Raw genomic sequence first — 15972 nt, 5'->3', positions numbered from 1 at the left:
CACGACATGAAACGTCTAGCGTTGTTCTTAATCACCACCTGCCTGAGCGTGGGCGCCATGGCTGCCGACGTCATCAAGGCCGAGCGCAAGGAAGTGTTCGGTGACGTGACCGTGCACTACAACACGTTCAATTCCACCTTCCTGACACCCGACATAGCCAAGGCCGCCGAGCTGATCCGCAGCAAGAACCAGGGCGTGATCAATGTCTCGGTGCTCAAGGGTGGCAAGCCACTGATCGCCCAGGTCAGCGGCACGGTGAAGGACCTGACCAGCAAGACCGTCACCCTCACCTTCCGCCAGGTTACCGAACCAGGCGCGATCTATTACATCGCCCAGTACCCGGTGGACCAGCAGGAAACCCGGACTTTCGAGATCAAGGTGCAGACCGGCGACAAGATCAACACCATCAACTTCAACCAGGAACTGTTCCCGGGCCAATGATGAACCTCACCCAACTCGTGCTGGCCAGCCACAACGCCGGCAAACTCAAGGAACTCCAGGCCATGCTCGGCGGGTCGGTGCAACTGCGCTCGATCGGTGAATTCAGCCAGGTCGAGCCGGAAGAAACCGGCCTGTCGTTCGTCGAGAATGCCATCCTCAAGGCCCGCAATGCCGCGCGCATTTCCGGGCTGCCGGCGCTGGCCGATGACTCCGGTCTGGCGGTTGATTTCCTCGGCGGCGCGCCGGGCATCTACTCGGCCCGTTACGCCGATGGCAAAGGTGATGCGGCAAACAACGCCAAGCTGCTTGAAGCCCTCAAGGACGTGCCCGAGGCCGAACGCGGCGCACAGTTCGTCTGTGTGCTGGCCCTGGTGCGCCACGCCGACGACCCGTTGCCGATCCTCTGCGAAGGCTTGTGGCACGGGCGCATCCTCACCGAGGCCAGCGGCGAGCACGGCTTTGGCTATGACCCATTATTCTGGGTGCCCGAGCGCAACTGCTCCAGCGCCGCGCTGGGGCCGGTCGAGAAAAATCAACTGAGTCACCGCGCCCGCGCCATGGCCCTGCTGCGTCAACGCCTGGGCCTGCAATGATCGACGACGCTCCCGCACCGCTGATTCATGGCGGTGTACAGACGCCCCGGGCACCGCTACCGGAACTGCCGCCCCTGGCGCTGTATATCCACATCCCGTGGTGCGTGCGCAAATGCCCGTATTGCGATTTCAACTCCCACACCGCCAGCCCGCAGTTGCCGGAAGAGGAGTATGTCGACGCTCTGCTGGCCGACCTCGACCAAGATCTGCACGCAGTTCATGGTCGGCCGTTGAGCTCGGTTTTTTTTGGTGGCGGTACCCCGAGCTTGTTCAGCGCCCGGGCCCTGGGCCGATTGCTCAAGGGTGTCGAGGCGCGGATAGCGTTCGCCCACGACATCGAGATCACCCTGGAAGCCAACCCCGGCACGTTCGAGCAGGAAAAATTCATCGCCTACCGGGCGTTGGGTATCAATCGCCTGTCCATCGGTATCCAGAGCTTTCAACAGGCCAAGCTTGAAGCCCTGGGGCGGATCCATAACGGTGACGAGGCGGTGCGCGCCGCCGGCATGGCTCGCCAGGCCGGCTTCGACAACTTCAACCTGGACCTGATGCATGGCCTGCCCGACCAGTCTCTCGACGACGCGTTGAGCGACCTGCGCCAGGCCATCGCCTTGAAGCCAACCCACCTGTCCTGGTACCAACTGACGCTGGAGCCGAACACGGTGTTCTGGAACCAGCCGCCGACCTTGCCGGAAGACGATACGCTGTGGGACATCCAGGAAGCCGGGCAAGCGCTGCTCGCCGAGCATGGCTACGCCCAGTACGAAGTCTCGGCCTATGCCCTGCCCGGACGGGCGGCGCGACATAATCTCAATTATTGGAGCTTCGGCGACTTCATCGGTATCGGTGCCGGCGCCCACGGCAAGCTCAGCCATCCGGACGGGCGCATCGTACGCACCTGGAAGACCCGCTTGCCGAAGGATTACCTCAACCCGGCCAAGCGCTTCCTGGCCGGGGAAAAGAGCCTCGCCAACGAAGAGCTGCCTTTCGAGTTCCTGATGAATGCACTGCGCCTCACCGAAGGCGTACCGTCGCAGCTGTATCCGCAGCGCACCGGGCTGGCCCTGGAAAGCCTGGCCGAAGGCCGGCGCGAAGCCGAACAAAGCGGGTTGTTGCAGGTCGAACCGTCACGTCTGGCGGCGACCGAGCGCGGACAGCTGTTTCTCAACGACCTGCTGCAAAAATTTCTGAGCTGATCAAAACAAGGAAATCGAATGGATCTGGTACTCGACCTGCTCGCCACCGTGTCCCGCTGGAGCCGTAGCAACCTGTCGGAAATCTCCCTGGCACTGGTAGGCTGCCTGCTGGTGTTGTTTGGCGCTGACATCAAGGGCTGGGTCGACCAACGCCTGGGCAGCATCGCCGGCGCCTTGCGCGTCCCGCTGATCGCCCTGCTGTGCATGATCGGCAGCGGCGCCGCGCTGATCTACGCCACGCCGTGGATCGTCCGGGGCTTGAGCCAGTTCAACAACTACAGCCTCGCGCCGGTGTTGCTGGTGGTGCTGGTGCTGATTGGCGTCGTGGCGGATCGACGCTGAGCCCCAATACGCCGCAAAACGAACTGTGGGAGCGAGCTTGCTCGCGATGAGGCCCTCACATCCAACACCCATGTTGACTGTCAGGCCGCCATCGCGAGCAAGCTCGCTCCCACATTATTGGCTTACGCCAACTTCTCGAACTTCAAATCCCAGACCCCATGCCCGAGCCGTTCGCCACGGCGTTCGAACTTGGTAATCGGCCGTTCCGCCGGACGCGGGACGTAGCGGCCATCGTCGGCCAGGTTGCGGTAGCCCGGCGCGACGTTCATCACTTCCAGCATGTATTCGGCGTACGGCTCCCAGTCGGTGGCCATGTGCAGCACACCGCCGACCTTCAACTTGCTGTGCACCAGTTCAGCGAACGATGCCTGGACGATCCGGCGCTTGTGATGGCGACTCTTGTGCCACGGGTCCGGGAAAAACAGCATCAACCGGTCAAGGCTGTTGTCGGCCACGCAGCGGTTGAGCACTTCGATGGCGTCGCAATCGTAGACCCGCAGGTTGGTCAGACCTTGAGTCAGTACGCCGTTGAGCAACGCACCGACACCCGGACGGTGCACTTCCACGCCAATGAAATCCTGGTCCGGCGCGGCCGCGGCCATTTCCAGCAGCGAATGGCCCATGCCGAAGCCGATTTCCAGCGAGCGTGGCGCCGAGCGGCCGAATACCTGGTCGAAGTCCACCGGCGCGTCGGCCAGCGGCAGGACATACAACGGCGCACCCTGCTCCAGGCCGCGTTGCTGGCCTTCAGTCATGCGCCCGGCGCGCATCACGAAACTCTTGATGCGGCGGTGCTGGCGCTCTTCGCCTTCTTCCGGCAGGACCGGCGTGTCGTTCGATTCAGTCATCAATGGCTCTTACTTGATCAGACCATCCAGCGGCGAGGATGCGCTGGCATAGAGTTTTTTCGGCATGCGCCCGGCCAGGTAGGCCAGGCGACCGGCAACGATGGCGTGTTTCATGGCTTCGGCCATCAGCACCGGCTGCTGGGCGTGGGCAATGGCGGAGTTCATCAGCACCGCTTCACAACCCAGTTCCATGGCGATGGTGGCATCGGAGGCGGTGCCGACACCGGCATCCACCAGCACCGGGATCTTCGCTTCTTCAAGGATGATCTGCAGGTTGTACGGGTTGCAGATCCCCAGGCCCGTGCCGATCAGCCCGGCCAGCGGCATGACCGCGATGCAGCCGATTTCCGCCAGCTGACGAGCGATGATCGGGTCATCGCTGGTGTAGACCATCACGTCGAACCCTTCCTTGACCAGGGTTTCTGCGGCCTTGAGGGTTTCGATCACGTTGGGGAACAGGGTTTTCTGGTCCGCCAGCACTTCAAGCTTCACCAGGTTGTGACCGTCGAGCAGCTCACGGGCCAGGCGGCAGGTGCGCACAGCCTCGATGGCGTCGAAGCAACCGGCGGTGTTCGGCAGGATGGTGTAGCGATCCGGCGGCAGGATATCCAGCAGGTTCGGTTCGCCCGGATTCTGGCCAATGTTGGTCCGACGCACGGCGACGGTCACGATCTCGGCACCCGAAGCTTCAATGGCCTGGCGGGTCTCTTCCATGTCGCGGTACTTGCCGGTGCCTACCAGCAGACGCGACTGGTAAGTACGACCGGCCAGGACGAAGGGCTTGTCGCTACGAACGATGCTCATGGGAAATCCTCTGTTGGGGGGAGGTTCTTGCGAATGCTGCGAAATCGCGGCGACTAACCGCCGCCGATGGCGTGGACCACTTCGACATTGTCGCCATCGTTCAACGTGGTGTCGGCGTGCTGGCTGCGCGGGACGATATCCAGGTTGAGCTCCACCGCGACACGGCGTCCGGTGAGTTCCAGACGGGTCAGCAGGGCCGCGACGGTTTCGCCGTCGGGCAGTTCAAGGGATTCGCCGTTCAACTGAATGCGCATGCCGGATGCCGCCATCATTTTTAGGGGCTGGCATTCTAGCCCGATCAGTCCGGACGACCCAAGCCATTCGTCATGAAATGGACCAGCCGGTCAGCCCGGCCAACAGGCGCGTCCGAGCAGATATAGCCATGGGCTTTTACAGCCTCGACTGATTCTGCAACAAATGCGACGCCCAGGCAGCGCCGGTCCGGTCTATATTTCCGGTCCCGCATGGACGCATCTATCAAGCACAAGGAGGACCTGTGCCCAGCGTCCATACATTGCCAAACATCCCCGCTATCGATGGCCTGCGCGCCGTCGCTGTCCTGAGCGTGATCATTTTCCATGCCGATTTCCTGACACTGCCCGGAGGTTTCACCGGGGTCGACATGTTCTTCGTCATCTCGGGCTACGTCATCAGCCAATCGTTATACACCCGCTCCGACATGAGTTTTTCGGCTTACCTGGCGGACTTCTACCGGCGACGCTTCCTGCGCATCGTCCCGGCCCTGCTGGTGGTTCTGGTGGCGTGCGCCCTGGTCTCGGCGATGTTCGTACCCCAGGCCTGGCTCAGTGCGCAGAATGATCAAACCGGACTGGCGGCCTACTTCGGCCTGAGCAACTTCACGCTGGCGTGGAACAGCGACACCTACTTCTCGCCGTCCGCCCAGCTCAATCCCTATACTCACACCTGGACGCTGGCCGTCGAAGAGCAGTTCTACCTGGTTTTTCCCCTGGTCTACTTCGTCTGGCTGCGCTTTCGCCAACGGCACAGTCTCGCCTGGGCCTTGCTGCCCTTGCTCGCGCTGGCGTCGCTGGCATTCAGCGTGGTGCAGACAGAGCAAAGCCCTCTCGAAGCGTTTTACCTGTTACCCAGCCGATTCTGGGAGCTGGCATCCGGGGCGCTCCTCTTCCAACGGGTGGTCACAGGACGCTTGCAACTGACCTCTGCGGCGACGCCTGCCGTGCTGTTCGCTGGGCTCGCCCTGGTGTCAGGCGGGTTGATTTTCGCCGACGCGAAACACTTTCCTTTTCCCTGGGCCGTCCTGACCGTCGCTGGTACCCTGCTGACCCTGGCGGCCATAGTACAGAAAACCGATACCCCCTCGTCGCTGCTGCGTCTTTTGCAATCGACACCCGCGACCTATGTCGGTCGGTTGTCCTACTCGCTTTACCTTTGGCATTGGCCGGTGCTGGTGTTCCTGCGCTGGACCATTGGCCTGGAGCAACTCGCCATACAACTGGCCTATCCAGTGATCGTCGCGGCACTCGCCGGCGCCTCCTATCACTGGGTCGAGACACCGCTGCGCACCGGCCGGTCGCTTTTTCAACGCCGCGCCTGGAGCACCATTGCCGCATGCCTGGCGGCGCTCGGCCTGTCCTGGTCAGGTGCTCGCTGGATGAGTGAAAACCCCGAGGTACTGTCGCTGAGCCAGACCAGCGACACCTATACCTGGTTTTCCCGGAAGCTACCGCAAGGTCCGGCCAAAGAGCCGATCAGCGACCCATCGCTGCAGGGCCGCCAACTGTTCGTGTTCGGCGATTCGCACGCGGCGGCATACCGCACCCTGCTGAGCCTCGTCTCGCGACAGCTGGGTATCAGCGTTGTGGAATACGAGCGCGGCGGCTGCGCGGTGGTCAGCCTCATGGCACCCGACCCACAAGGCGCCTGCACCCGAGCCAGGAATGAAGCCCTGCGTGACATCGAAGCGCGGGCAAAAGCCGGTGATATCGTTTTCCTCGCCTCCCTGCGGATGCCGGAACTGGCAGGGCGCGACTGGCTACGTGGCGATGAAAGCGTGCTAAGCGAGGCCCTCGCCGAACTGTCCCCCGAGCAGGTCGACGGAGCCCGCCGCAGCGCAGAAGCAACACTGACGCGGCTGATGAATGCCGAGGTGCGGGTACTGATCGATGCCCCCATGCCGCTGTTCAAGGCGCCAGCCTACCGCTGCTCGGACTGGTTCAACCGGATGAATCCGATCTGCGCGCCTGGTTTCACCGTCGAACGGAATCAGATCGAGCAGCTGCGAGCGCCACAAATGGCCTTGCTGAAGCATTTAACCCTTGAGTATCCGCTGCTTCGCGTCTGGGATCCGCTGCCGCTGCTGTGCCCAGGCTCCACTTGCTCGGCTTACGACGACGGCCAACCACTTTTCCGCGACGGCGATCACCTTAGCGGATACGGTAACCGCCTCCTCGCGCCATCGTTCATCCAGGTCCTGCTCAATGGCTGGAGGCGCGCGACGTGACCGTCAGGCCAGACGCCAGGCGGCAAGACCGAGGAAAAGCCAACCCAGCAGAAACGCTACACCACCGAACGGCGTGATGATGCCCAGCTTGGTGATGCCCGTAAGCGTCAACAGATACAGGCTGCCAGAGAACAACAGGATACCGATGACAAAGGAAATACCGGCCCAGGTGACGATACGCCCGGGAATGTGCGTGGCCAGCAATGCGACGCCGAACAGAGCCAGGGTGTGCACCAGTTGATAGGTGACGCCGGTGTGGAAAATCGCCAGGTAATCAGCGCTCAGGCGGCTTTTCAGACCATGGGCGGCGAATGCTCCCAGCGCTACGCCGGTGAAACCGAAAAAAGCCGCCAGCATCAGAAAGCTACGCAACATGGGAACTCCAGTCAGACTCGGGGGACAGGGTCTGTATAATGGCCCGCTCGACGGGTTCGGCCAAGCCATCTCTATGCTGCGTACATTGTTTCGACGATTCGTTAAAGCCCTGCTCTGGTTCGCCGTCGGCAGCGTTGCGCTGGTGCTGCTGTTTCGCGTGGTGCCGCCACCGTTCACCGCGCTGATGATCGAGCGCAAGGTCGAATCCTGGTTCGGCGGCGAGCCGATCGACCTGCAGCGCGACTGGCAGCCCTGGGACCAGATCTCCAATAACCTCAAGATTGCGGTGATTGCCGGCGAGGATCAGAAGTTTCCCGAGCACTGGGGCTTTGACATCGGCGCGATCCAGGCGGCGTTTGCCCATAACGGGCGCGGCGGCTCGATTCGCGGCGCCAGTACCCTCAGCCAGCAAGTCTCCAAGAACCTGTTCCTGTGGTCGGGCCGCAGCTGGCTGCGCAAAGGGCTGGAGGCGTGGTTCACCGCGCTGATCGAAGTGTTCTGGCCCAAGCAACGGATTCTTGAGGTGTACCTCAACAGTGTCGAGTGGGACGACGGCGTGTTTGGGGCTGAAGCGGCCGCGCGGCACCATTTCCGTGTAGGCGCCGGGGCCTTGTCCCGGCAACAGGCCAGCCTGCTGGCGGCGGTGCTGCCCAACCCGCGAGTCTGGAGTGCCAGCCGGCCAAGCCCCTATATACTGCGGCGCGCCAGCTGGATCCGGCAGCAGATGAGTCAGTTGGGCGGTGATGGTTATCTGCTGGAGCTTGACCGTGCGCGCCGCGCGCCGTGGGCTCAGTAGCCAAGAACGCTGAGTCCACTGTGGGAGCGAGCCTGCTCGCGAATGCTGGGTATCAGAAACATAAATGTGGGCTGACACACCGCATTCGCGAGCAGGCTCGCTCCCACATAGGCCGCATTGAGTCCAGCATCACACAAACAAAAAACGCCCCGATCATCACTGATCGGGGCGTTTTTTAATGCCGGCACCACGGGTCAAGCCGCGATCGACACCTTGAGCTTGTTCATCGCGCTCTTCTCAAGCTGACGAATTCGCTCGGCCGACACGTTGTACTTCTGCGCCAGGTCGTGCAGCGTGGCCTTCTCTTCAGCCAGCCAGCGCTGGTAAAGAATGTCACGGCTACGCGCGTCCAGCACTTCCAGCGCTTCGTGCAGGTTGGTGTTGGAGTTGTCGCTCCAATCGGCGTCTTCCAGTTGACGCGCCGGGTCGTACCGGTGGTCTTCCAGGTAGTTGGCCGGCGATTGGAAAGCGCTGTCGTCGTCGGCCTCGGCGGCCGGGTCGAAGGCCATGTCATGGCCGGTCAGGCGGCTTTCCATCTCGCGCACTTCCCGGGGCTCTACGCCCAGGCTTTCAGCCACGCGATTGACTTCTTCGTTGTTCAACCAGGCCAGACGTTTCTTCTGGCTGCGCAGGTTGAAGAACAGCTTGCGCTGGGCCTTGGTGGTCGCGACTTTCACGATGCGCCAGTTGCGCAGGATGAACTCGTGGATTTCCGCCTTGATCCAGTGCACGGCGAACGACACCAGCCGCACGCCCATTTCAGGGTTGAACCGCTTGACCGCCTTCATCAGGCCGACGTTGCCTTCCTGGATCAGGTCGGCCTGGGCCAGCCCGTAGCCGGAATAGCTGCGGGCGATATGTACGACAAAACGCAGGTGGGCGAGCACCATCTGCCGAGCCGCCTCAAGATCCTGCTCATAATAGAGACTCTCGGCCAGTTCACGCTCCTGCTCGGGCGTCAGCAATGGAATGCTGTTCACCGTGTGCACATAGGCCTCAAGGTTCGCACCCGGGACTAGAGCATAAGCAGGTTGCAAAGAAGTGGTCATACGAAAAAACCTCCGACTCACATAACTCGTGCAGTTCAGCACTGCGAAAATTGACCGGGAACCGTAGGACAAGTTCCCACAAAAACTGAAAGGTCAATACGCGCAAAAAATACTATTTTGGAGCAAGCTCACGCAGGTGGCGTGCTACCGCAATCCATGCACCGATATAACCCAACAGCACCGCGCCAAGCAAGAGCGACACGCCGTCGGCGACTGGCACACCGGCCAGTGAAAAATCACTGCCGTACAAACCGGCCAATCCCACTACCGCATCGTTCAGCCAATCCAGGCCGAACGCCAATACGCCCCAGGACAGGATCCCGGCACCGAAGCCATACAGCGCCCCCATGTAGAGGAAGGGCCTGCGAACATAACTGTCCGTACCGCCGACGAGTTTAATCACTTCTATCTCTGTGCGGCGGTTTTCAATATGAAGACGAATGGTATTGCCTATCACCAAAAGTAATGCAGAAACCAGAAGCACCGTCAGACCAAAGACAAACCGGTCGCCGAGCTTGAGTATCGCCGCAAGACGCTCGACCCAGACTAGATCAAGTTGGGCCTGTTGTACCTTGGGCAATTCCGAAAGTCTTTGTCTTAATGCTTCAAGGGTGGGCTTGTCGACCTCGTTCGGGGTCACCAGCACCACGCCCGGCAGCGGGTTTTCCGGGAGCTCCTTGAGGGCCTCGCCCAGGCCGGACTGCTGCTGGAACTCTTCGAGCGCCTGCTCGCGCCCGACGTATTCGGCGTCGGCTACGCCCGGCATGGCCTTGATCTGCTCACGCAACGCCTGGCCTTCGCCCGGTGTCGCATCCAGTTGCAGATAAAGGGAGATCTGCGCCGCGCGCTGCCAGGAGCCGCCCAGGCGCTCGACATTATTAAGCAGTAATGACAGGCCCATGGGCAGGCTCAGGGCCACGGCCATCACCATGCAGGTAAAGAAGCTGCCGATGGGCTGCTTGCCCAGGCGCCGCAGGCTGTCGACCAGGCTGGCGCGATGGCTTTCGATCCAGGCGTGCAGCAGCGTGGCGAAATCCGGGCCGTCATCATCGTCGCGTTTCTTTTTCTGCGGCTGCGGGTCGGAGGCCTTGGGAGCCACGCGCTCGGCCACTTTCGGGCTACGGGTTGCGCTCATACACCCGCCTCCCCGTCGCCGATCAGTCGACCGCGCTGCAAGGTGAGCATGCGATGACGCATACGTGCGATCAACGCCAGGTCGTGACTGGCGATCAGCACGCTGGTGCCCAAACGGTTGATATCTTCGAATACGCCCATGATTTCCGCCGCCAGTCGCGGGTCGAGGTTACCGGTGGGTTCATCCGCCAGCAGCAAGGCCGGGCGGTGGACGATCGCGCGGGCAATGCCGACGCGCTGTTGCTGGCCGGTGGACAGGTCACCCGGGTACAGGTCGGTCTTGTCCGACAGCGCCACACGCTCCAGTGCCGAGTCGACGCGCTTGTTGATCTCGGCCTTGGACAGCCCGAGGATCTGCAACGGCAGCGCCACGTTGTTGAACACGGTGCGATCAAACAGCAGTTGGTGGTTCTGGAACACCACGCCGATCTGCCGTCGCAGGTAGGGAATCTGCGCATTGCTGATGCTGCTCAGGTCCTGGCCGGCCAGCAGCAGCTTGCCGGTGGTGGGCCGTTCCATCGCCAGCAGCAGGCGCAGCAAGGTGCTTTTACCGGCGCCGGAATGGCCGGTGACAAACAGAAACTCGCCCCGACGGACCCGAAAGCTCAGCTCATGCAAGCCGACGTGACCGTTCGGATAGCGTTTACCGACCTGTTCGAAACGAATCATGAATGCTCCCGCTCGGCAAACAGTGCCTGGACAAAAGGCTCGGCTTCAAAGGTGCGCAAGTCGTCGATGCCTTCGCCCACGCCGATGTAACGAATCGGCAGGCCGAATTGCTTGGCCAGGGCGAAGATCACCCCGCCCTTGGCGGTGCCGTCCAGCTTGGTCAGGGCCAGCCCGGTCAGCTCGACCGTCTGGTTGAACTGCTTGGCCTGGTTGATGGCGTTCTGGCCGGTGCCGGCGTCCAGCACCAGCAGCACCTCATGAGGCGCCTCGGCATCGAGCTTGCCGATGACCCGGCGAACCTTCTTCAACTCTTCCATCAGGTTGTCTTTGGTGTGCAGGCGCCCGGCCGTGTCGGCGATCAGCACGTCGATGCCACGGGCCTTGGCGGCCTGCACGGCGTCGAAAATCACCGAGGCGGAGTCCGCACCCGTGTGCTGGGCAATGACCGGGATCTTGTTGCGCTCACCCCACACCTGCAACTGTTCTACCGCGGCGGCGCGGAAGGTGTCGCCAGCGGCGAGCATGACTTTTTTGCCTTCGAGCTGAAGCTTCTTCGCCAGCTTGCCGATGGTGGTGGTCTTGCCGGCGCCGTTGACGCCGACGACCAGGATCACGAACGGCTTGTTCTGCGAAGCAATCACCAGCGGCTTTTCCACCGGCTTGAGCAGGGTGGTCAATTCGCCTTGCAGGGATTTGTACAACGCGTCGGCATCGGTGAGCTGCTTGCGGGCGACCTTCTGGGTCAGGCTCTGGATGATGACGGAAGTGGCTTCGACGCCGACATCGGCGGTCAGCAGGCGGGTCTCGATGTCTTCCAGCAACTCGTCATCGATGACCTTCTTGCCGAGGAACAGGCTGGCCATGCCCTCGCCAATGCTGGCGCTGGTCTTGGACAGGCCCTGCTTGAGGCGGGCGAAGAAGCCGACTTTGTTTTCTTCGGCGCTGCGCGGCGGCTCGACCAGAACCGGAACCTCAGCCGTAACAGGCTCTGGTTCAGGGGCGGGCTCAGGAGCGGCAGGCGCAACGACAACCGGCATCTCGGCAATGGGCGCCTCGACCGGTTGCGTCGATGCCGGAATCGCTGGAGTGACATGCGCAGCCTGCTCGTCCTCGACCAGCGCGACCGGTTCTTCGGCCACGGGCAAGGTCAGCCAGGGCGTTTGCCCGGCGGGCGGGGTCAGCGGCTGCTCGGCAACCGGCTCGGCGGCAATCTCAGGCTCGACCGGCTGCAGCACCGGTTCGGCAATCGGCAGGACGATCGGCGCGGTCTCTTCTGCCACGGCCTCGACCGCAGTCTCGGCGGCCGGCTCAGGCGGCAGTTGCGGCTGCTCGACGACGGTTTCCTGCGGCTTCTTGCGCAGCCATCCGAACAGGCTTTTTTTCTCGCCAGCCGCAGCTGGGGTCTTCTTGTCGTCGTTGGAACCAAACATGGAGGACGGCTATCTCACGGTAGCGACGCGCCAGGCAGGCGCCTCGGTGATAAATATTCGATGCTGAACAGACTGCGTTTCATCCAGCTTGTTCACGCGCAACATTTTGTAGAGTTGTCTTCGCGGACACCTCAAGTCGCTATTTTCGAAGGACTGGTGGGACATTTTCGGAGAAAACACCGGGAACATCAGGAAAACCCGAGGCTTCATCCGCAAATCCAAACAGCCACGGACCGATAAAAGGCCCGATAGGCGTGGCCGCCAGTAAAACGGATCAGTATCCTAGCACCTCCTCGCCCGCCGAGGCTAAGGCCAAGCGGGCAGTCCAACAGGTTTAAACACGAATGAATGCTCTTGCCCGCCGCGCCGCAGGCCTGCTGCTCAGCACAGTTTGTCTGCCTTTTTCCGCCCTTGCTGCCGACCCGCAACCCACCCATGAATTTTCCCTCGACAACGGCTTGAAGGTCGTCGTGCGCGAGGACCATCGGGCCCCGGTGGTGGTGTCCCAGGTCTGGTACAAGGTGGGCTCCAGCTATGAGACGCCGGGCCAGACCGGTCTGTCCCACGCCTTGGAACACATGATGTTCAAGGGCAGCGAGAAAGTCGGCCCCGGCGAAGCATCGTTGATCCTGCGCGATCTTGGCGCCGAGGAGAACGCCTTTACCAGCGATGACTTCACCGCCTATTACCAGGTGCTGGCCCGAGATCGCCTGGGCGTGGCCTTCGAGCTCGAAGCCGACCGCATGGCCAGCCTGCGTTTGCCACCGGAGGAGTTCAGCCGCGAGATCGAGGTCATCAAGGAAGAGCGCCGCATGCGCACCGACGACAACCCCATGTCCAAGGCCTACGAGCGGTTCATGGCCATGGCGTACCCGGCCAGCGGCTACCACACGCCGACCATCGGCTGGATGGCCGACCTGGACCGGATGAAGGTCGAGGAGCTGCGCCACTGGTACGAATCCTGGTATGCACCGAACAATGCGACCCTGGTAGTAGTCGGCGACGTGACGCCGGATGAGGTCAAGACCCTGGCCCAGCGCTATTTCGGCCCGATTGCCCGGCGCGCCGTGCCGGCGGCGAAAATCCCCCTGGAACTGGCCGAGCCCGGCGAACGCAAGATTACCCTGCATGTACAGACCCAACTGCCGAGCGTCATGCTCGCATTCAACGTGCCGAGCATCGCCACGGCCACCGATAAAGTCCCGGTCAACGCCTTGCGGCTGATTTCCGCGCTGCTGGACGGCGGTTACAGCGGCCGGATCCCGGCCCAGCTGGAGCGCGGCGAAGAATTGGTGTCCGGCGGCTCGTCGAACTACGACGCCTACACCCGTGGCGATACCCTGTTCACCCTGTCGGCGACACCCAACACGCAGAAAAACAAGACCCTCGCCGAAGCCGAAGCCGGGCTGTGGCGCTTGCTCGAACAACTGAAGACCACCGCCCCCACCGCCGAGGAACTGGAGCGCGTCCGTGCCCAAGTGATCGCCGGCCTGGTGTATGAGCGCGACTCCATCACCAGCCAGGCCACCGCCATCGGCCAGCTGGAAACGGTCGGCCTGTCCTGGAAACTGATGGACACCGAGCTGGCCGAACTGCAAAGCGTGACCCCGCAGGATATCCAGAAGGCAGCCCAATTGTATTTCACCCGCTCGCGCCTGAGCGTCGCGCACGTCCTGCCCGAGGAGAAAGCTCATGAGTGAGCGCAAATCACCGCGCCTGGTGCTGATCGGCCTGATATTGATCGCCATGGTCGGCGCGCTGGCCTTTTACCTGTCGCCATCGACCAGCACCAACGCCAGCCAGGCATTGGACAAGGCCAAGTCCGGCAACAAGCTGCAATCGCTGGCTGAACTGGACGGCAAGGCGCCCAGCCATCGCCAGCTCGACGTGCAGACCTGGAAAACCGCCGACGGCGCCAAGGTGCTGTTCGTCGAAGCTCGCGAATTACCGATGTTCGACCTGCGCCTGACCTTCGCCGCCGGCAGCAGCCAGGACGGCGACGCACCGGGCCTGGCGCAGTTGACCAACGCCATGCTCAACGAAGGCGTCGCGGGCAAGGACGTCAGTGCCATCGCCGAAGGTTTTGAAAGCCTCGGCGCCGATTTTGGCAACGGCGCCTTCCGGGACATGGCCGTGGCGTCGTTGCGCAGTCTCAGCGCAGCCGACAAGCGCGAGCCGGCGCTGAAGCTGTTTGCCGAAGTCGTCGGCCAACCGACCTTCCCCGCCGACTCCTTCGCGCGCATCAAGAACCAGATGCTCGCCGGTTTCGAGTACCAGAAGCAGAATCCCGGCAAACTGGCGGGCCTGGAACTGATGAAGCGCCTGTACGGCGACCATCCGTATGCGCACTCCAGCGACGGCACCGCACAGAGTATCCCGCCGATTACCCTGGCCCAGGCCCGGGCCTTTCATGCCAAGGCCTACGCCGTCGGCAACGCGGTGATCGCCCTGGTGGGCGACCTGTCCCGTGCCGAGGCCGAAGCCATTGCCAACCAGGTATCCGGCGCACTGCCCAAGGGCCAGGCCCTGGCGAAAACGCCGCCACCGGTGGAGCCGAAAGCGAGCGTCCACCATATCGAGTTCCCGTCCAAGCAGACCAACCTGATGCTCGCGCAACTGGGCGTCGACCGCGACGATCCGGACTATGCCGCCGTGTCCATGGGCAACCAGATCCTCGGCGGCGGTGGCTTCGGCACGCGTCTGATGACCGAGGTCCGGGAAAAACGCGGCCTGACCTATGGCGTCTACTCCGGCTTCACGGCGATGCAGGCTCGCGGCCCGTTCATGATCAGTCTGCAGACCCGTGCCGAGATGAGCGAAGGCACATTGAATCTGGTCCAGGAAGTGTTCGCTGATTACCTCAAGAACGGCCCGACCCAGAAGGAGCTCGACGACGCCAAGCGCGAGCTGGCCGGCAGCTTCCCGCTGTCGACCGCGAGCAACGCCGACATCGTCGGTCAGCTCGGCGCCATGGGTTTCTATGACCTGCCGCTGAGCTACCTGGAGGATTTCATGCGCCAGTCCCAGGCGCTGACGGTCGAGCAGGTCAGGACCGCGCTGAACAAACACCTGAGCACGGACAAGATGGTCATCGTCACCGCTGGCCCGACCGTGCCGCAAAAGCCGTTGCCGGCCCCCACTGACAAACCTGCCGAGCAGCCGCTCGGGGTTCCGGAGCATTAATGGCCCGTCCATCCAATTCCAGCAAGAAACCCGCGCACAACGGGGTCAACCAGTTGCGCATCATCGGCGGTGAGTGGCGCAGCCGGCGCTTGAGCTTCCCCGATGCCCCGGGCCTGCGGCCGACGCCGGACCGGGTGCGCGAGACGCTGTTCAACTGGCTCGCGCCGTATGTGGCGGGTGCCCGGGTGCTCGACCCGTTCGCCGGCAGTGGCGCGCTGTTTCTCGAGGCCTTGTCCCGTGGCGCCGCCATGGGCCAGGCGCTGGACGCCAGCAGCCTGGCAGTCTCGAGCCTGAAAGAACACCTGGGCACGTTGCGTTGCACCGTTGGCCAGGTGCAGACGGCGGATGCGCTGCGCTATCTCGACAGCCAACCCGCAACCCCTTTCGACCTGGTGTTCCTCGACCCGCCGTTCAACCAGAACCTGTTGCCGGCCGTCTGCGCGTTGCTCGAGGAACGGCAGTGGCTGGCCGACGATGCCTGGGTCTACACTGAAAGCGAGACCGCACCTTCGACCCTGGGCTTGCCGGCCAATTGGCGCCTGCATCGCGAGCAGAAATCCGGACGGGTGTATTACGCATTGTGGCAACGTACGGCAGAGGCCGTTGGCTGAACCGCTGACCGTGCACCGA

17 protein-coding genes are annotated in these 15972 nt (G+C 62.6%); 9 read left to right on the top strand and 8 right to left on the bottom strand.

Annotated elements, in window-relative coordinates:
• The first annotated feature begins 6 nt into the window (after window positions 1-6).
• The 4 genes from PSH78_RS01855 to PSH78_RS01840 are packed head-to-tail and all read left to right on the top strand — an operon-like array spanning window position 7 to window position 2572.
• The gene (locus PSH78_RS01855; RefSeq protein ID WP_305498164.1) at window positions 7-441 is read left to right on the top strand and encodes a DUF4426 domain-containing protein; all 435 of its coding nucleotides are present in this window, start codon (window positions 7-9) and stop codon (window positions 439-441) included.
• Window positions 438-1034, top strand: coding sequence for an RdgB/HAM1 family non-canonical purine NTP pyrophosphatase (rdgB, locus tag PSH78_RS01850; protein ID WP_305498163.1), 597 nt, complete (start codon window positions 438-440; stop codon window positions 1032-1034). The genes PSH78_RS01855 and rdgB overlap by 4 nt, the downstream gene beginning before the upstream one ends.
• Window positions 1031-2230, top strand: a complete 1200-nt coding sequence (gene hemW / locus PSH78_RS01845) for a radical SAM family heme chaperone HemW (protein WP_305498162.1) — start codon at window positions 1031-1033, stop codon at window positions 2228-2230. Before rdgB ends, hemW begins: the two co-directional genes overlap by 4 nt.
• 18 nt (window positions 2231-2248) lie before the next feature.
• Window positions 2249-2572 (top strand): DUF3392 domain-containing protein, encoded by a 324-nt coding sequence (locus tag PSH78_RS01840; RefSeq protein WP_060740196.1) that lies wholly within the window; start codon window positions 2249-2251, stop codon window positions 2570-2572.
• Window positions 2573-2694: 122 nt separating this feature from the next.
• Here PSH78_RS01840 and trmB read toward each other — a convergent pair whose 3' ends face one another.
• The 3 genes from trmB to thiS are packed head-to-tail and all read right to left on the bottom strand — an operon-like array spanning window position 2695 to window position 4478.
• Window positions 2695-3420, bottom strand: a complete 726-nt coding sequence (trmB, locus tag PSH78_RS01835; RefSeq protein ID WP_305498160.1) for a tRNA (guanosine(46)-N7)-methyltransferase TrmB — start codon at window positions 3418-3420, stop codon at window positions 2695-2697.
• A gap of 9 nt (window positions 3421-3429) precedes the next feature.
• Entirely contained in the window at window positions 3430-4224 is a 795-nt protein-coding gene (locus tag PSH78_RS01830; protein WP_305498159.1) for a thiazole synthase, read from the bottom strand.
• A gap of 53 nt (window positions 4225-4277) precedes the next feature.
• Window positions 4278-4478: a sulfur carrier protein ThiS gene (gene thiS / locus PSH78_RS01825; RefSeq protein ID WP_165557463.1), complete on the bottom strand. Its 201-nt coding sequence runs from the start codon at window positions 4476-4478 to the stop codon at window positions 4278-4280.
• A gap of 242 nt (window positions 4479-4720) precedes the next feature.
• Between thiS and PSH78_RS01820 the strand changes: the two genes are divergently transcribed.
• Entirely contained in the window at window positions 4721-6706 is a 1986-nt protein-coding gene (locus tag PSH78_RS01820; protein WP_305498156.1) for an acyltransferase family protein, read from the top strand.
• A 3-nt stretch (window positions 6707-6709) separates the two neighbouring features.
• Here the strand turns inward: PSH78_RS01820 and PSH78_RS01815 are convergent, their stop codons facing one another.
• Window positions 6710-7081 (bottom strand): DUF423 domain-containing protein, encoded by a 372-nt coding sequence (locus PSH78_RS01815; protein ID WP_305498155.1) that lies wholly within the window; start codon window positions 7079-7081, stop codon window positions 6710-6712.
• 73 nt (window positions 7082-7154) lie between these two features.
• On the opposite strand from PSH78_RS01815, the gene mtgA reads away from it, so the two are divergent.
• Window positions 7155-7877 (top strand): monofunctional biosynthetic peptidoglycan transglycosylase, encoded by a 723-nt coding sequence (gene mtgA, locus PSH78_RS01810; RefSeq protein WP_305498154.1) that lies wholly within the window; start codon window positions 7155-7157, stop codon window positions 7875-7877.
• Window positions 7878-8071: 194 nt separating this feature from the next.
• Here mtgA and rpoH read toward each other — a convergent pair whose 3' ends face one another.
• The 4 genes from rpoH to ftsY all read right to left on the bottom strand — a co-directional run bounded on the left by rpoH (window position 8072) and on the right by ftsY (window position 12159).
• Window positions 8072-8926: an RNA polymerase sigma factor RpoH gene (gene rpoH, locus PSH78_RS01805; RefSeq protein ID WP_305498153.1), complete on the bottom strand. Its 855-nt coding sequence runs from the start codon at window positions 8924-8926 to the stop codon at window positions 8072-8074.
• A 112-nt stretch (window positions 8927-9038) separates the two neighbouring features.
• Entirely contained in the window at window positions 9039-10061 is a 1023-nt protein-coding gene (gene ftsX / locus PSH78_RS01800) for a permease-like cell division protein FtsX (protein WP_305498152.1), read from the bottom strand.
• On the bottom strand, window positions 10058-10729 hold the full coding sequence (ftsE, locus tag PSH78_RS01795) for a cell division ATP-binding protein FtsE (protein ID WP_305498151.1): 672 nt from the start codon (window positions 10727-10729) through the stop codon (window positions 10058-10060). The genes ftsX and ftsE overlap by 4 nt, the downstream gene beginning before the upstream one ends.
• A complete protein-coding gene (gene ftsY, locus PSH78_RS01790; RefSeq protein WP_305498150.1) occupies window positions 10726-12159 on the bottom strand; it encodes a signal recognition particle-docking protein FtsY in 1434 nt (477 codons plus the stop codon). The genes ftsE and ftsY overlap by 4 nt, the downstream gene beginning before the upstream one ends.
• Window positions 12160-12503: 344 nt before the next feature.
• On the opposite strand from ftsY, the gene PSH78_RS01785 reads away from it, so the two are divergent.
• The 3 genes from PSH78_RS01785 to rsmD are packed head-to-tail and all read left to right on the top strand — an operon-like array spanning window position 12504 to window position 15953.
• Window positions 12504-13859 carry a pitrilysin family protein gene (locus PSH78_RS01785; RefSeq protein WP_305498149.1) on the top strand — a complete coding sequence of 452 codons (1356 nt, stop codon included), beginning with the start codon at window positions 12504-12506 and terminating at the stop codon, window positions 13857-13859.
• Window positions 13852-15342, top strand: coding sequence for a pitrilysin family protein (locus tag PSH78_RS01780; RefSeq protein WP_305498148.1), 1491 nt, complete (start codon window positions 13852-13854; stop codon window positions 15340-15342). Before PSH78_RS01785 ends, PSH78_RS01780 begins: the two co-directional genes overlap by 8 nt.
• Window positions 15342-15953 carry a 16S rRNA (guanine(966)-N(2))-methyltransferase RsmD gene (gene rsmD / locus PSH78_RS01775; protein WP_305498147.1) on the top strand — a complete coding sequence of 204 codons (612 nt, stop codon included), beginning with the start codon at window positions 15342-15344 and terminating at the stop codon, window positions 15951-15953. The genes PSH78_RS01780 and rsmD overlap by 1 nt, the downstream gene beginning before the upstream one ends.
• The last annotated feature ends 19 nt before the right edge of the window (window positions 15954-15972 follow it).

Origin of the sequence: Pseudomonas sp. FP198, from assembly GCF_030687895.1 — a bacterium.
GTDB lineage: Bacteria > Pseudomonadota > Gammaproteobacteria > Pseudomonadales > Pseudomonadaceae > Aquipseudomonas.
This window is presented reverse-complemented; position numbering and strand designations above follow the sequence as displayed.